The organism is Rhizobium sp. R634 (assembly GCF_002211305.1).
Classification (GTDB): domain Bacteria; phylum Pseudomonadota; class Alphaproteobacteria; order Rhizobiales; family Rhizobiaceae; genus Rhizobium.
In genome coordinates this window covers 203,676-217,799 of sequence record NZ_LOKW01000005.1, presented here as the reverse complement: position 1 = coordinate 217,799, position 14,124 = coordinate 203,676, and the positions used below count along the sequence as shown (strand labels likewise).

Sequence of the window (14,124 nt, the reverse complement as noted above, 5' to 3'; positions counted from 1 at the left end):
GAATAAACTCTTCCGAAATATGGACGGTCCCGGTCGCGAAGGCATGCAGAGGTCGACGCCGAAGCGCCTCACTCGCTCTGCCGCAAATTGCGGATTCGGTCGAACAGCACCGCCAGCACGATCGCCCCGCCGATAAACGTCCCCTGCCAGAACGCATTGATGCCGAGCAGGCCGAGACTGTTGCGGATCACCTCGATCAGCGCAGCTCCCACCAGTGCGCCAAAAGCGGTGCCCACACCGCCGGCCAAATTGGCGCCGCCGATGACCGCGGCGGCGATGACCTGGAGCTCCATGCCGGCGCCGATATTGGTGGTGACGGCGCCGAGCCAGCCGGTCTGGACGATGCCGGCAATGCCGGCCGAGAGCGCCGAGATCATGTAGACGGCGACCTTGATGCTGCGCACGGGAACGCCGGTGAGCGTTGCTGCGTGCTCGTTGCCGCCGATCGCGAAGACATAGCGGCCGAAGCGCGTCCAGCGCAGCACGAAGCCGGTGAGCAGCGCCAGGATCACCATGTAGAGCACAGGATTGGCGATGCCGAGAAACCAGGCGCCGCCGCCGAGCGCCAGCAACTGGTCATGATCGGGACCGAACTGGAAGACGACCGTATTGTTGGAGGCGACCATCGCCAGGCTGCGCGCAATCGACAGCATGCCGAGCGTCACCACGAAGGGCGGGAAGTCGAGATAGGCGATCATCACGCCGTTGAAGGCGCCGACCACAAGCGCCGTGCCGATCGCCGCCGCTATGCCGATCTCGATGCTGTAGCCGGCGTTCATGGTGACCGCCAGCACCATGCTGCAGAGGCAGAGCACCGAGCCGACCGAGAGATCGATGCCGCCGGTGATGATGACGAGCGTCATGCCGAGCGCGATGATGGCGACGAAGGTGACGTTGCGGGTGATGTTGTAGAGGTTCTTCGCCGTGGCGAAGGAATCCGTGGCGAAGGACAGGAAGATGCAGGCGAGGACGACGGCGATCAGCACCCAGAAGGTCTGGCTGCCGACGAATTCCGAAAGCCGGCTTCGCTCTCTCTGCGCAATGGTCTGCTCAAGGGTGGTGGCCATCTCGACTTCTTTTCTCCCGATAGCGCCGAACCGATCAAACCTGTTCGATGGCGCCTGTGATAAGACCCGTGACTTCCTCCGGCGAACTCGCCGCAATTGATTTGTCGGCCACCTTCCTGCCGCGGCGCATGACGATCACCCGGTCGGCGACGGTGAAAACGTCGGGCATGCGGTGGCTGATCAGGACGACCGCGATGCCTCGGTCGCGCAGCTCGCGGATCAGGTTGAGCACCTCCGCCACCTGGCGGACCGAAATGGCCGCCGTCGGCTCGTCCATGAGCACGATCTTGGCTTCCGACAGCATGGTGCGAGCGATCGCCACCGCCTGGCGCTGACCGCCCGACATCTGCTTGACGAGGTCGCGCGGGCGCGTTTCCGATTTCAGTTCCTTGAAAATCTCACCGGCGCGCCGGTACATCGTCTTGTAGTCCAGGATTTTCAGGGGGCCGATGCCGCGCCTCAGCTCGCGCCCAAGGAAGACGTTGGCGGCCGCCGTCAGGTTGTTGCAGAGCGCCAGATCCTGATGGACGATCTCGATGCCGTGCTGACGGGCCTCGACAGGGCGGTGCATGACGATTTCCCGGCCATCGAGGCGCATCGTGCCCTCGCTCGGCCGGAAGTTGCCGGCAATCATCTTGACCAGCGTGCTTTTGCCCGCGCCGTTATCGCCCATGAGGCCGACGACCTGGCCGGCTTCGAGCGAGAACGACACGTCATTCACCGCCTGGATGGCGCCGAAATGTTTCGAGATATTGGTGAGTTCGAGAACTGCGACCAGCCGACTACCCTCCCCGGAACCTGCAAGCCTGCCTTCGCCGCCGGCTGCCGATATCCGGCCGCCAGTTAGACGCCTGCGATCTCGCTCGGCCGATCTCCTCCCGGAAAAGCGATTATGTTCATTAATGCAAAAAGCACTAGGAATCGTCAATCAAATGTCCGCTAAAACGGCTCCTCATCACAAAAATCTATTTTGTACGATAAATACAGATTGACGCCGGAAACGGGCGGATATTAGCTGTTACTGGGAGAGAGGTATGCTGATCCTTGTCACCGGGGCTACGGGCAAGGTCGGGCGGCGCTTCATAACTGGGCTGCTTGACGAGCCGAGATTTTCCAATGCACGCATTCGCGCGCTTTGTCACAATCGCGCGCTCGAAGAAACCGACCGCATCGAGGTGGTCAGGGGTTCGATCGCCGACGGCGATGCCGTGGCAGCGGCGATGGACGGCGTCACCCATGTCCTGCATCTCGCCACCTGCAAGGAAACGCCCGCCGACGTCATGGACGTCACGGTCAAGGGGCTGTTCTGGCTGCTCGAAGCCTTCCGCACCAGCCCCACGGCAAAACAGTTCATTCTCATCGGCGGCGACGCCGGCATCGGCCATTTCTTCTATCGCCATGACGGGCCGGTGACAGAAAAGACGCCGCACCGCGCCTATCCCGGCTGCTATGCGCTCTCCAAGGTTCTCGAAGAGGTGATGCTCGAGCAGTTCGCCATTCAGTACGGCATCAACACCTGCTGTCTGCGTGCGCCCTGGATCATGGAGAAGGACGATTTCAAATTCACGCTCTCGTTCGGCGACGACGTCTTCGGCGGGCCGGACTGGAAGACGCTCGTCCCGCCGGCCGATGCCGAGCGTTATGCGCGCGACGGCACGGTGCCGCTGCTGCGCGATGCCGACGGGCGGCCGCTGAAGCGAAATTTCGTGCATGTCGACGATCTCGTCTCGGCGATCCTGGCGGCGATCGACAATCCGCGCGCGCGAGGCGAACTCTTCAATATCGCGATGGACCGGCCGGTCGATTACGGTGAGGTCGCCGCCTATCTCGCCCGCACCCGCGGGCTCGGCTCTGTCGACATCGCAAGCGGGTTCCACTCGAACTGGATGGACAACAGCAAGGCGAAATACCTGCTGGACTGGCGCCCTGTCTACGATCTCGAAAAGCTTATCGATTCAGCCTGGGAATACCGGCGTTCAGGGGAGGAGCCTCGCATCGTCTGGTATCCCGGTTGATTACGGCGGGCAATCGTGCCCGCTTTCAAAGGGAGGAAGCTATGAGGAAGGCATTACTGATTACAGCAGCCGTCCTGGCGCTCACGGCCGGAGAGGCCATGGCCGCCAAGAAGCAGTTGGTCATCGTCGTCAAGGGCCTCGACAACCCGTTCTTCGAGGCGATCAACCAGGGCTGCCAGAAGTGGAACAAGGAAAACGCGTCTTCGGAATATGAGTGCTTCTACACCGGCCCGGCATCGACCTCCGATGAAGCAGGCGAGGCACAGATCGTCCAGGATATGCTTGGCAAGGCCGATACGGCCGCCATCGCCATCTCGCCGTCCAACGCCAAGCTGATTGCCCAGACGCTGAAGACCGCCAATCCGAGCGTTCCCGTGATGACGCTCGATGCCGATCTTGCGGCGGAGGATGCGGCTCTGCGCAAGACCTATCTCGGCACCGACAACTACCTGATGGGCGCCAAGATCGGCGAATACATCAAGAAGGCCAAGCCGAGCGGCGGCAAGATCTGCACCATCGAAGGCAATCCCGGCGCCGACAACATCCTGCGCCGCGCACAGGGCATGCGCGATACGCTGAGCGGACAGAAGGGGCTTGCCGAGCTGAAGGGCGAAGGCGGCTGGACGGAGGTTGCCGGCTGCCCGGTCTTTACCAATGACGACGGCGCCAAGGGCGTGCAGGCGATGACCGACATCCTCGCCGCCAACCCAGATCTCGATGCCTTCGGCATCATGGGCGGCTGGCCGCTGTTCGGCGCCCCGCAACCCTACCGCGACCTGTTCAAGCCGATGGCTGACAAGATCGGCAAGAACGAGTTCGTCATCGGCGCCGCCGATACGATCGGCGACGAAGTGGCAATCGCTAAGGAAGGTCTGGTAACCGCTCTCGTCGGCCAGCGGCCGTTCGAAATGGGATACAAGGCGCCTTCGGTCATGATGGACCTGATCGCCGGAAAGCCGGTCGAAGACCCTGTCTTCACCGGTCTTGATGAATGCACCAAGGATACCGTCGACACCTGCATTCAGAAGTAAGCTGCGGTTTGAGCGCTCGCGCGGGCGAGCGCTCAAACACGTCACAGGTTCGAAAAGATCCAGTCGGAAAAGGCGCGCATCGCCGCCGTGACCGGCCTCGATTGCAGGCGCGTCAGCCAATAGCTTCCGAGCGATATGGCTGTCGGGAACGGCTGCACGATCGCGCCCGAGGAAAGCTGCCGGGAAAACATCGAGGGCGGCGCCAGCGCGATCCCCAGCCCCTGGAGTGCCGCCTCCATCATGCCGACCGAGGAATCGAAGACGATGCCGGCATTCACCTGCGCCGCCGGCGCGACGCCTGCGGCGTGGAACCACGTGCTCCACTCATCCGTCCGATAGCTGCGAAGGAGCGCCGCGCCGGCAAGATCGGCGGGCGATTTCAGATCCTCCGCCAGCTTGGGAATGCAGAGAGGCGAGAGCGGCGCGTCGAACAGGCGCGTCGCCTCGGTGCCGTGCCAGGATCCGCTGCCGAAGCGGATGGTGAAGTCGAGCCCTTCCGCGGCCGGGTCGACGCGGTTGTTGTTGGTCGAAATCCTGATGTCGATGAAGGGATGGCGGCGCTGGAAATCCGACAGCCGCGGCAGCAGCCAGCCGACCGCGAACGTCCCCACCGCACCCAGAAACAATAGTTCCCGGACTTGGCCCGCCTCGATCCTGTCCAGCGTCGTCGCCATCTGGTCGAAGGAGGCGGTCACCGTCGGCAGCAGCGCTTCGCCCTCCGCCGTGATTTTCAGACCGCGAGGAAGACGCTGGAAGAGCGATACCCCCAGCCGCTTCTCCAGCCCCTTGACCTGCTGGCTCACGGCAGCCTGGGTCACGCAAAGCTCGATTGCGGCGCGGGTGAAGCTCAGATGTCTGGCCGACGCCTCAAAGGCTCTCAGACCGTTCAAAGGGAGGAATGGCCGAACCATCTTTAGCCCTAGATTTTCTTGCAGCTGCCGCGAGATATCATCGTTTGTGATCGCAAGACAGCCTCGTTAAACGCCATCCACATGCGCTTTCGCGCGGATACGGACCGCCCGTTGATCTGGAGGATGACGAAAATGAAGCGTGATTGGGTAAAAATTTTATCGGCCGTTCTGATCTCGACATGCGCTTCGACAGGCGGCTTTGCCGCCGACGAGACGAAAGTGAAGGCGATCGCGGACGCGGCGATCAAGCCGCTCATGGAAAAACACGCCATTCCCGGCATGGCCGTCGCCATGTCAGTCGACGGGCAGGATCACATCTTCAATTACGGCGTCGAGTCGAAGCACACGGGCAAGCCGGTTGCGCCATCCACCCTGTTCGAACTCGGTTCGATCAGCAAGACCTTCACGGTGACGCTGGCTGCCTATGCGGAGGCAACTGGCGCGCTTTCTCTCTCGGACAGGGTGGACAAATATCTCCCCGCGATGAAAGGAAAGCCGTTCGGCGACGTCGCGCTGGTGAATCTCGCCACCCACACGGCGGGCGGATTTCCGCTGCAGGTGCCGGACGAGGTTCGCAGCGAAAAACAACTGATGGCCTATCTCCAGGCCTGGCGGCCCTCCTATGAAGCCGGAACCCACAGAAGCTACGCCAATCCGAGCATCGGCATGCTGGGATATATTACCGCGAAACGCATGGGCGGCGATTTCACGAGCCTGATGCAGGACCGATTACTCCCCGCGTTCGGCTTGGAAAACACCTTCATCGACATTCCGAAATCGCGAATGGCGGATTATGCTCAAGGCTACAAGCGCACCGGCCAACCGGCCCGCATGACGCCGGCTGTTCTTTCGTCCGAAGCCTATGGCGTCAAATCCACGGCAGGCGACATGATACGCTTCGTCGACATGAACATGGGCATGGTCAAACTCGACGGAAAACTTCAGCAGGCGATCACCAATACGCATACCGGCTATTTCGAGACCGGCGCGATGACCCAGGACCTGATCTGGGAGCAATATTCCTATCCCCCGGCCTTGAAAACGCTGCTGGAGGGCAATTCGGCGGCGATGCTGAAGACCATCCCGGTCTCGGAACTGAAACCCGCAAGGAAACCGCGCGACGATGTGTGGATCAACAAAACAGGCTCGACCAACGGCTTCGGCGCCTATGTTGCCTTCGTCCCCGAAAAGCGCCTCGGCATCGTCATTCTCGCCAACAAGAACTATCCCAACGAAGATCGCGTCTCCGCAGCCTACGACATACTGACCGCGCTCGCAGCAAAATGATCTTCGGCGCCTGGAATTCGACCGGCGCGCATCAGCAATCAGCCATTCGCAAGATCCGACAGAAGGACGACCATGAATATCATGGAGATGCCTGGCTACATTAGGACGACGATCAGCCATAAAAGATCAAAATTATCCACTTATGCACAATAAATAACAATTCTCCCAATAATGATCTATGACAATGGCGAAATTTACTGCAATAATACCCATGCAAAGTGCAAATATTCCCATATGAGGACCCGTCAACCACCCCGGCGGGTCCTCAACTTTTCATGGCACCTATTCCAGCGGGATGCACTCGGTGCTGGGGCGAGTTCTGGCGGATAGCCTGGGCTGTCGCCAGTGCGAGGCGCAAACGAAAGCAAAAGCATCCCGCGATAATATTTCCACCAGGATGACAATCTATCTCCGAGTCAATCCCTGACAACGAAGCTGCGACCTTAGTCACCGTCATGATAATGATATTATTTTAGGATAAACGACGACAATAATCTGTGTAATTCCTGGAAGAAATACATCCAATGATCACCATTGCCTGAAGTTTAATCATCTTGTAATTGATATATAAATACAACTTCCGTATGAAATCATTTATTTTATCTTTTGATAAAATTTTCACTCCTCTGCACAAAATTTACCCATGCACCTTGCCGCCGAAATGGCCGTATTCTCCGGATGCAAAGAACGAAAAATCGCCATCAAAAGCGCTCTCCATATCCGGTCGCCGGCAGCCGACAGGCTGTCGGCGTCATCGACGACCATGGATTTTTCGAGTCGCTCCCGAGTGCGCTTGCGCCGAAACTTGTTCATGGATGGCAGCATCTTTATACGACGGCACGCTTGTTTATAAAGCTAAATCAGCCAGTTAAGCCGATCGTCCCAGGAATTCCGCCGGGCGCCTCGTGGGTCTGGGAGTATCCCTCCATCGGGCTTCAACCTGAGCTGCCGATACGACCTGCTCTCTTTGACGGCCGCGCCTGCCAAGCTGTCCGATACGTCCAGATAACCCTGGCCCGCTGCGATTCCGCCCGCTCCGACCTGTGTCGAAATGGTCGCACTCGACAGCCGAATCAATTCTTCATAAAGCATTTGCTTGCTCAACTTATAATTTGTGTCATGGTCACTGTAAGTAGTGAGGGAGCCGACCAGATGAGTGATTTAGCATCGCAGATTCCGGAATTTGGTTACGATGAGCGCGTGATGATCTGCCGCAAGCAGATCGAAAAGGCGGTTTATCAGTTCATTGCAAATACCAAGGTCGACGGATGCGATCCGGCGGAAGTCGCAATGGCCATCGCAGATATCGCCGACGATTACATTTTGCTTCTCGCTCAGAAGCGCAACTTGACCCATTGAGGTCCCGAACCGGCGGCAAGGCAGCCCACTCGTCCATAGGACGCGCGGATCGCGATTTCGCAACCGCTTCTCCGGTGGAAGCCAAGCTGAGAAGACCGCCTAGAACTGCTTGAAGCCATCCCAGGATGGCGGCAGAGCTACACTCACCCAACGCTCCCGCTATCGGCGGGCCCTCCCCACCTAGACTTCACTTCAATCGGCTCGGTTGCGCACGCCAAAGCCCCGAACATCTCGCGATCTTCGGGGCTATCCTGTCTGATACAGCGGCGCCCGGCCGGGCGTAGGCTTTCTAAAGCAGGTCGCGATCTTTCAGATTCGCTTCTTCCGCTTTAGGTCCTTTTTCGCATGTCGCGCAAAACCACCCTTTTGCGCGACATGCTTCAGTGACTTCGCACGCTCACCTGCGGAACCGGAGAACTCAATTCGGCGAGATCCCTGGTCAGGCCCTCTCCCACTTCCTGCTTCACGGCCTCGAGTGCGAGATCGAGGCAATGCGTCGCAAATTGCAGTTTGACGTCCTGGGCGACCTGCCGCGCATAGGCGATCATCCGCGCAAGTGCGACGAGTTCGTCCAGACCGTCTTCCGCCCCTTGGTCTGTGTTTATCCTGGCAACCGATGTCACGCCCATGCCCTATTCTCCCACGAATTCAAGGCACAATACGCGGACAGAGGCGTTCCAGCCCGTGAAAAAAGCGTGACACAACCCTCGGTGACGTTCGTCACATTCGGCTCACAGCACAGGTCGAATCCGGAACGAGGTTTCGTGGAGCTTCCAGGGCGGAACGGCACTCGAACGAGCATCCTCGGCCTCCTGCACGGCTTTCAGCAATTCCAGGGCATCGATACGCTTTTGATCGACGGAATGGGCGATGAGCGCCGCCAGCAGCCGCGGGCGATCCGCCTCGGCCAGCTCAGCGCATCGCTCGACCACGGCCCGCCATGTCCTCTTCTTGAAGAAAATCGCATCTGCGGCTTTTTCGAGCGCCTCGCGCTGCCCGTGTGTCAGCAGCCTGTCACGCTCCATCGCATCGAGCGTTGCCATGACATTGACCAGCGGCACCGTCAGCGGCTTGCTGCCGAGCGCGCTCGGAGCATGCGTCAGCGCGACGGCGGCATCGTCGACGAGCCGGCCGGTGCGGTAGTCTTCGAAAATGCGACCGATCCCGATCATGCCGAACGGATGGCATTCCGCAGCCCGCAGCGCACCCATGCTTGCCGCGCCCAGCACCGCCACCCCGAGCCACAGGGCATGGAGAATTTCCTTATGCCAGACCGGCGCCGCATATTCGAAGCCGCCGTCGATCAGGCCGATAACATTGGCGCCCTTTGCCACCGCGGCCAGCACGTCGCCCTGCGTGGCGGGCGGCAGCACGCGTATCCCCTCGCCGGCAAGCGAAGCCGCGTCGGGAAGACTGGGGCCTGCAAAAATGATCTTCAAAACCCTATCGCTTTCGCAAGCGCCCTCGTTCCAAATCGCCGGGCACGCTCACCTTCCGGATTTTCGAGCTCGGGGATGACGGTTTTGACGACGCTGAAGGGAAGCGTCTCGTCGCTGAGGCGCACGACGACGACCGAAGCAATCCCCCTGCTGCGCAGGCTATCGAGCACGTGCTGCAGCAGGAGCGGCACATCCTGTTGCCCAAGTCCCGTCGTGCCGTCACGGCCGATGGCGGCAGCGGGCGGGGCGGCGACGGCATCGAAAGCCCGCCGCATGAACGGCGGTAAAAATCCCGAGAAAGTTGCCTCAGAAATATCGTCCCGGGCGCCGCTGATATAGGTGAGCCGCGACTGCACCGCCTCCGTCACCGCCCGAATGGCCGCCCGCACAGGAGACGGATGCGCTCCCGCCCCGCCCGTCACCTCGACCAGGCGAATGTCCCTGTGGCCCAGCACGTCGCCCGGGCCAAGCATGGCGGTGAAACAGGGGATCGCAATGTCGCTGGTAATGTCGAAGAGCCTGAGCGCCAGGCCCGATGCCTCGATCCTGTCGATCAGCCCGGTAAGCGCGCTATCCCCAAAGCCGCGGGGATCGACGCAGCGAGAATAACGTTCCGCCTCCCTGCCAACCTGCCACAGCATATGGGCGTCGCGCTCAATCCGTTCCAGCGCGCCGTGGAAGACCGCTTCCTCGACCGTGTTTCCCGATGCCAGCCCATCCGACGACATCCAGTATCGGGCCTCGCGCGTGCGGTCGAGCACCACCGCCTCGAAGGGAATGTGGATGGTGTCGCCTGTGAGAATATTGACGCCGGCGACCCATTCGCTCTCCTCGTCCGGCCCGAGATCCCGCTTATGGACTGCAGTCAGGCAATCCAGCCTGTCGACCATGCAGCCCCTCGCCTGCAGACTGGAAGCAGAACCATGGACGAGCTTGACGGAGGGTTCACCGGCAACCGCCCGTTCGAGGGCTTCCATGACGGCGGACACCTTGGCGTCGAGGTCGGTCAGGCCCTTTCCCTGGGCGATCACGATCGATCGGGAGTTCGGGGCATAGGCGCACCAGACGGGGATTCCGATATCGTCCAGTCCGGTATGCCTGGCGACCCGGGTAATGCCGAACCGCGTCAACAAAGGCTCGACGCGGGAAAGGGTTTCCCGCGGCGAGATGATCCTGTCGGAATATAGGCTCGGCATCAGCTGTGTCAGAGAGCTTGCTCAGCCGTCGACGTGACCGGAAAGGGCAACCTGCACCGACGAAACGGCGACAGCGAGATCGACGTTATTGACGAAAGTGCCGCCCGATTTGCGCAGGCCGCTCGCGGTCGCCAGGTCTCCTGTCGGATTGAGTGGCTTGACCGTGCCCGCATCGAGATCGGCGAGCCAGAGACCTGCTTCGCCCGGTATTCCAATAATGACTGCCTTTGCCATGTAATGCCCCTAAATGTTAAAAACCAGCCCTCAACAGGCCCTCGCGATAAAGCTCTTTTTGCCAATGTTCCTTGAAGGGAACGATGGCGAGCCACTTCTCTACGTCGAACACCGGGTTGATGCTCTCGGCGCGCTGCCGATGGAAAAGCGCCCGTTTTCGATCGCCGATCATTGCGCAACTGGCCGCCGCGATGCGATGGGCCGGCGCTTTGTCCTTCATCGCCTCGACATAGGCGACTGCCTCCTCGTACTGCTCCAGGAAGAAGCTCGCTCCTGCGGCACACCAGAGATAGGCGTCGGGCGCGAGCGGATTGAGCGAAATCGCCTTTGTAATCTTGGCGAGCGCATCGCCGGGGCGCGACGCGTGCACGAGCGTGTCGGCATGACTGTAGATGACATCAGCAAAATGCGGGCTGAGCTCTTCCGCGAGATCAAGCGCCGCGACACTGGCATCGACATCGCCGAGATAAAGTTTGGTGACGCCGAGTTCGCGATGGCCCGCCGCCGAGGAAGGATCCCGCTCGATGGCGCGCAGCGCGTGCTGCTCGGCCAGATGCAGCAATTCGTTGTCGCCCTGCGCCGTCACGAGCCATTCGCTGGTGAAGGTTCTCGCCAGCCCGGTGAAGGAAGGCGAGAAATCCGGCTTGTGCGCCAGCGATTGCTTGAACGCCTTCCTTGCCCGCCGGATATGCGGCAAGGTCAACTTGCTCATCAGGCTCGAGCCGACGAGATAGGAATGATAGGCCTGCGGGTTGGCTTCGAAACGCAGCCGCTCTTCCTCGTTTTCGGCCAGTTCGCTCGCCACCGACAAAGTCAGCTGCTGGGCGATCAGCCGCCGCTGGCGCGGCAATATATCGGGCGTCATCGCATAGCGATTGGCCCAGATGATCTCGTCCGTGGGGAAATAAATCAGCTGCGCGAACAATCCCTCCTCGGAGAAGCGCGTATCGAGCAGATAGGCGATCGAGTGCCGGGCGACGATGGCCGCTTTCTCGGAGTCGCGGCGGATCTGCCCTGCCGTATGCGGCGCGACGATGGAAATGTTCCTCACCGCGCAGAGTTCGATCGTGACGTCTTCGATGAGCGCATTCGCAAGAGCAAGCCCGGCATCCGCATGTTTCGATGTCGGGGGAAGCAGCACCAGGCGAGGCAGGATCAGCGGTGCAGGTAATATGCGCTTCGTGTCGCCAGGCCCCTCGCCGCCAGCCTCCGAACGCTTCACCTCCACTCTTGCGGGGCGATCGCCCAATCGCTCGCTCAATGAGGATCCACCGGACAGCCGATGCAGCAATGCCCTTACCTGCTCGTCATTCGGGTCGCGTTCGAGGATCTGCAGAGCCGCGCTGGAAATGATGCGCGCATCCCCTGGATTGTGCACCTCGGGCAGCGCGTCCAGCCAAGCCTGCCGCAATTGCAGCGCCTGGGCGTCCCGCTGCGCCCTGATCCAGGCATCGATCGGCTTGGTCGCCGGCTTGATATTTCCGATGAAGCCGCGCTGGGTCAGTTCGGCGATCGCCTTCAGCCGCTCCAGCGGCGCACCGCCGGCGTGGAAGACATCGAGGTCGCTGGAAACCGCTTGGGCGTCGAGACGAACGCTGGTGGCGGTGAAATCGAAGGGAAGTTCGGCGCGTGCGCCATCCATTTCGCGGATGCGCGAAAGCAGTTTGCGCAAATTGAGCCGCGTCTGCTCGGGCTCGACGTCGCTCCACAGGAATTGAGCCAGTTCATACCGGCTGAGCTCACGACTCGGCCCGGTATAGAGAAGGGCCATCATCAACAGGCCCTTGATCGGATAGCGAACCGGATCGCCACTCGTCTCGATCAACCGCAGATCGCCAAATGTCTGCAGGTGAAACACGATCCATCCTCAGCCGTTCACAACCGGATCCTGTAATTCAGCATCGATGTCGGACAGTCCCGCGACCGCCAGGCTTTTGGCCAATGCCACGAGCTTTTGCCGGATATTCGGATCCTCGATCGCGATGAACGCCCTGTTGAGGGCCAGGCCCTCCTTCGACGACAGGAACTTGTTCAACTCGCTCGTTTCGCCTTCGATCGGCCCGGCGCCGCTATTCTCGAAGAAGAAGCCGATGGGCACGCGAAGGATCTCGGATATGCGCTGGAGCCGGCTGGCCCCTATCCGGTTCGTCCCCTTTTCATATTTCTGGATCTGCTGAAAGGTAATACCCAGAAGCTCGGCCAGGCCGTGCTGGGTCATTCCGAGCGTCTTTCGCCGAACGCGCACGCGGTTACCAACATAGACGTCGATTGAATTCGGCGATTTAGCCTTCATGTGAACAACTCTCCCGCTTGATCAGCACGCCCTGCTGTATAATGGAGAGTTTAACCAAGAATGCAACTAAAAGTAAATATTTTGGTAAGGAATTTTTTCACCGGCCAATACAGTAAAAACAACCTGTGGATTATTGGGGCCCTGAGACGATTTGAGCCCGACCCGGAGCAGTCGGCAGGGCGGACAGGCCGCCTGCGGCCAGCCGCCCGCTCTAAGCAGGCTTCTGGGCGACGGCGATCATTGACTTGGCGAAAGCTGGGATCCTGCCGACATACTCGAAACGAATATTGTCGAAGCCGCTGTCCGCCAGCAGCGTGCTCAACGTACTTTTCGACCAGAACTTGATATGTCCATGATCCTTCAGCGGCATGAAGTGATCGTCCATCTTCCCCACCGCTGCCAAAGCGAGGTTCTTCAGATAGCCGTGATAGGGCGTCGACATCACGGCAATACCGCCCGGCTTGACGAGATCGTACATCGTCGAGGTGAATGACTTCGGGTCGTAGACATGCTCGACGACCTCAAGACTGATAACGGCATTGAATTTGCCGTATTCCCTGGAAAGGTCGTCATAGGCCGAGCCGACATTCAGCGGCAGATCAGGATAGTGGATGTTGGCCTTGGTGATGCCGTCATTGGACGGATCGACGCCGACGACATCATATCCCTTTTGCGCGAGAGCCGCCGCCGCCCCGCCGGTTCCACATCCCAAATCGAAGACGTCGTTTTCCAGACTCCCGTCGAAATGGTTTTCCAGCACATCGAAGACCGTCGGCAGAATGTAGGAGTGCGCGGTCGTCGGTTTGGCGTGTACGTAGGTGGTCGCGTCTAGCTCTACAGACATGTGCGTCTCCTTTCTGCTCTGCGATTGCACCGGACCCTATCGAAAAATACGTCGAAAATTTGATGAAAACCGATAAATCCGAAAAAGCGGAAAGGATAGCCGAAATAAATCTATAGTTTTATCGCGGACAAACAAAACCTTTTGCGCGAGAATTGGGTATTTGTGAAAATAAATTACAAAAAATCAACTGGATAAGCTATCGCTCCGACGCAGATAAGCTTAAGCGGTCAGCCGGATTTTCAATAATATTCAAAAACCATCTACTAGGATACCAATTCAAACCGTCTTGTCGGCCGGCTGGCTGTCGTTAGGAAGCGCGATTATCCTCTATCCGTCGTTGCAATTGTTGATAGCGGCATTGGAGATTCTCGGTTGAAAGGGTGCCGAAGCGTCCTTCAGGAAATCTGTAGCGCGCCCGAGCCGGCGGCGAATGGAAAAGATGCCCAAT

Annotated in this window: 14 protein-coding genes; 4 read left to right on the top strand and 10 right to left on the bottom strand. The window is 59.7% G+C overall.

From position 1 onward, the window contains the following. Positions 1–68: 68 nt before the first annotated feature. Both ATY77_RS09300 and ATY77_RS09295 read right to left on the bottom strand, forming a co-directional pair. Positions 69–1,067: an ABC transporter permease gene (locus ATY77_RS09300; protein WP_088687079.1), complete on the bottom strand. Its 999-nt coding sequence runs from the start codon at positions 1,065–1,067 to the stop codon at positions 69–71. Between the two features lie 34 nt (positions 1,068–1,101). Then, positions 1,102–1,779 carry an ATP-binding cassette domain-containing protein gene (locus ATY77_RS09295; protein WP_245314313.1) on the bottom strand — a complete coding sequence of 226 codons (678 nt, stop codon included), beginning with the start codon at positions 1,777–1,779 and terminating at the stop codon, positions 1,102–1,104. A 322-nt stretch (positions 1,780–2,101) separates the two neighbouring features. Here ATY77_RS09295 and ATY77_RS09290 point away from each other — a divergent pair, with 322 nt between their 5' ends. Both ATY77_RS09290 and ATY77_RS09285 read left to right on the top strand, forming a co-directional pair. Continuing rightward, a complete protein-coding gene (locus tag ATY77_RS09290) occupies positions 2,102–3,082 on the top strand; it encodes an NAD(P)-dependent oxidoreductase (protein ID WP_088687078.1) in 981 nt (326 codons plus the stop codon). 41 nt (positions 3,083–3,123) lie between these two features. After that, entirely contained in the window at positions 3,124–4,113 is a 990-nt protein-coding gene (locus ATY77_RS09285; protein ID WP_088687077.1) for a substrate-binding domain-containing protein, read from the top strand. A gap of 41 nt (positions 4,114–4,154) precedes the next feature. Here ATY77_RS09285 and ATY77_RS09280 read toward each other — a convergent pair whose 3' ends face one another. After that, positions 4,155–5,024, bottom strand: coding sequence for a LysR family transcriptional regulator (locus tag ATY77_RS09280; RefSeq protein ID WP_088687076.1), 870 nt, complete (start codon positions 5,022–5,024; stop codon positions 4,155–4,157). 132 nt (positions 5,025–5,156) lie between these two features. Between ATY77_RS09280 and ampC the strand changes: the two genes are divergently transcribed. Beyond that, positions 5,157–6,311 (top strand): class C beta-lactamase, encoded by a 1,155-nt coding sequence (gene ampC / locus ATY77_RS09275; RefSeq protein WP_088687075.1) that lies wholly within the window; start codon positions 5,157–5,159, stop codon positions 6,309–6,311. A gap of 1,152 nt (positions 6,312–7,463) precedes the next feature. After that, positions 7,464–7,670: a hypothetical protein gene (locus ATY77_RS33430; protein WP_088672922.1), complete on the top strand. Its 207-nt coding sequence runs from the start codon at positions 7,464–7,466 to the stop codon at positions 7,668–7,670. Positions 7,671–8,050: 380 nt separating this feature from the next. On the opposite strand, the gene ATY77_RS09260 is transcribed toward ATY77_RS33430, so the two are convergent. From ATY77_RS09260 to ATY77_RS09230, 7 genes are all read right to left on the bottom strand, one after another. After that, on the bottom strand, positions 8,051–8,299 hold the full coding sequence (locus tag ATY77_RS09260; protein WP_088687073.1) for a hypothetical protein: 249 nt from the start codon (positions 8,297–8,299) through the stop codon (positions 8,051–8,053). Positions 8,300–8,401: 102 nt separating this feature from the next. Next, positions 8,402–9,109, bottom strand: a complete 708-nt coding sequence (locus ATY77_RS09255; protein WP_088687072.1) for a TfuA-like protein — start codon at positions 9,107–9,109, stop codon at positions 8,402–8,404. After that, positions 9,106–10,278: a YcaO-like family protein gene (locus ATY77_RS09250; protein WP_088687110.1), complete on the bottom strand. Its 1,173-nt coding sequence runs from the start codon at positions 10,276–10,278 to the stop codon at positions 9,106–9,108. Before ATY77_RS09250 ends, ATY77_RS09255 begins: the two co-directional genes overlap by 4 nt. 48 nt (positions 10,279–10,326) lie before the next feature. Beyond that, complete coding sequence (locus tag ATY77_RS09245) at positions 10,327–10,539, bottom strand: hypothetical protein (protein WP_088672919.1); 213 nt, start codon at positions 10,537–10,539, stop codon at positions 10,327–10,329. Between the two features lie 16 nt (positions 10,540–10,555). Further along, positions 10,556–12,397: a peptide antibiotic resistance protein gene (locus tag ATY77_RS09240; protein WP_088687071.1), complete on the bottom strand. Its 1,842-nt coding sequence runs from the start codon at positions 12,395–12,397 to the stop codon at positions 10,556–10,558. Positions 12,398–12,406: 9 nt separating this feature from the next. After that, positions 12,407–12,832: a helix-turn-helix transcriptional regulator gene (locus ATY77_RS09235; RefSeq protein WP_088672917.1), complete on the bottom strand. Its 426-nt coding sequence runs from the start codon at positions 12,830–12,832 to the stop codon at positions 12,407–12,409. 211 nt (positions 12,833–13,043) lie between these two features. Beyond that, positions 13,044–13,676, bottom strand: coding sequence for a methyltransferase domain-containing protein (locus ATY77_RS09230; protein WP_088687070.1), 633 nt, complete (start codon positions 13,674–13,676; stop codon positions 13,044–13,046). Positions 13,677–14,124: the final 448 nt, after the last annotated feature.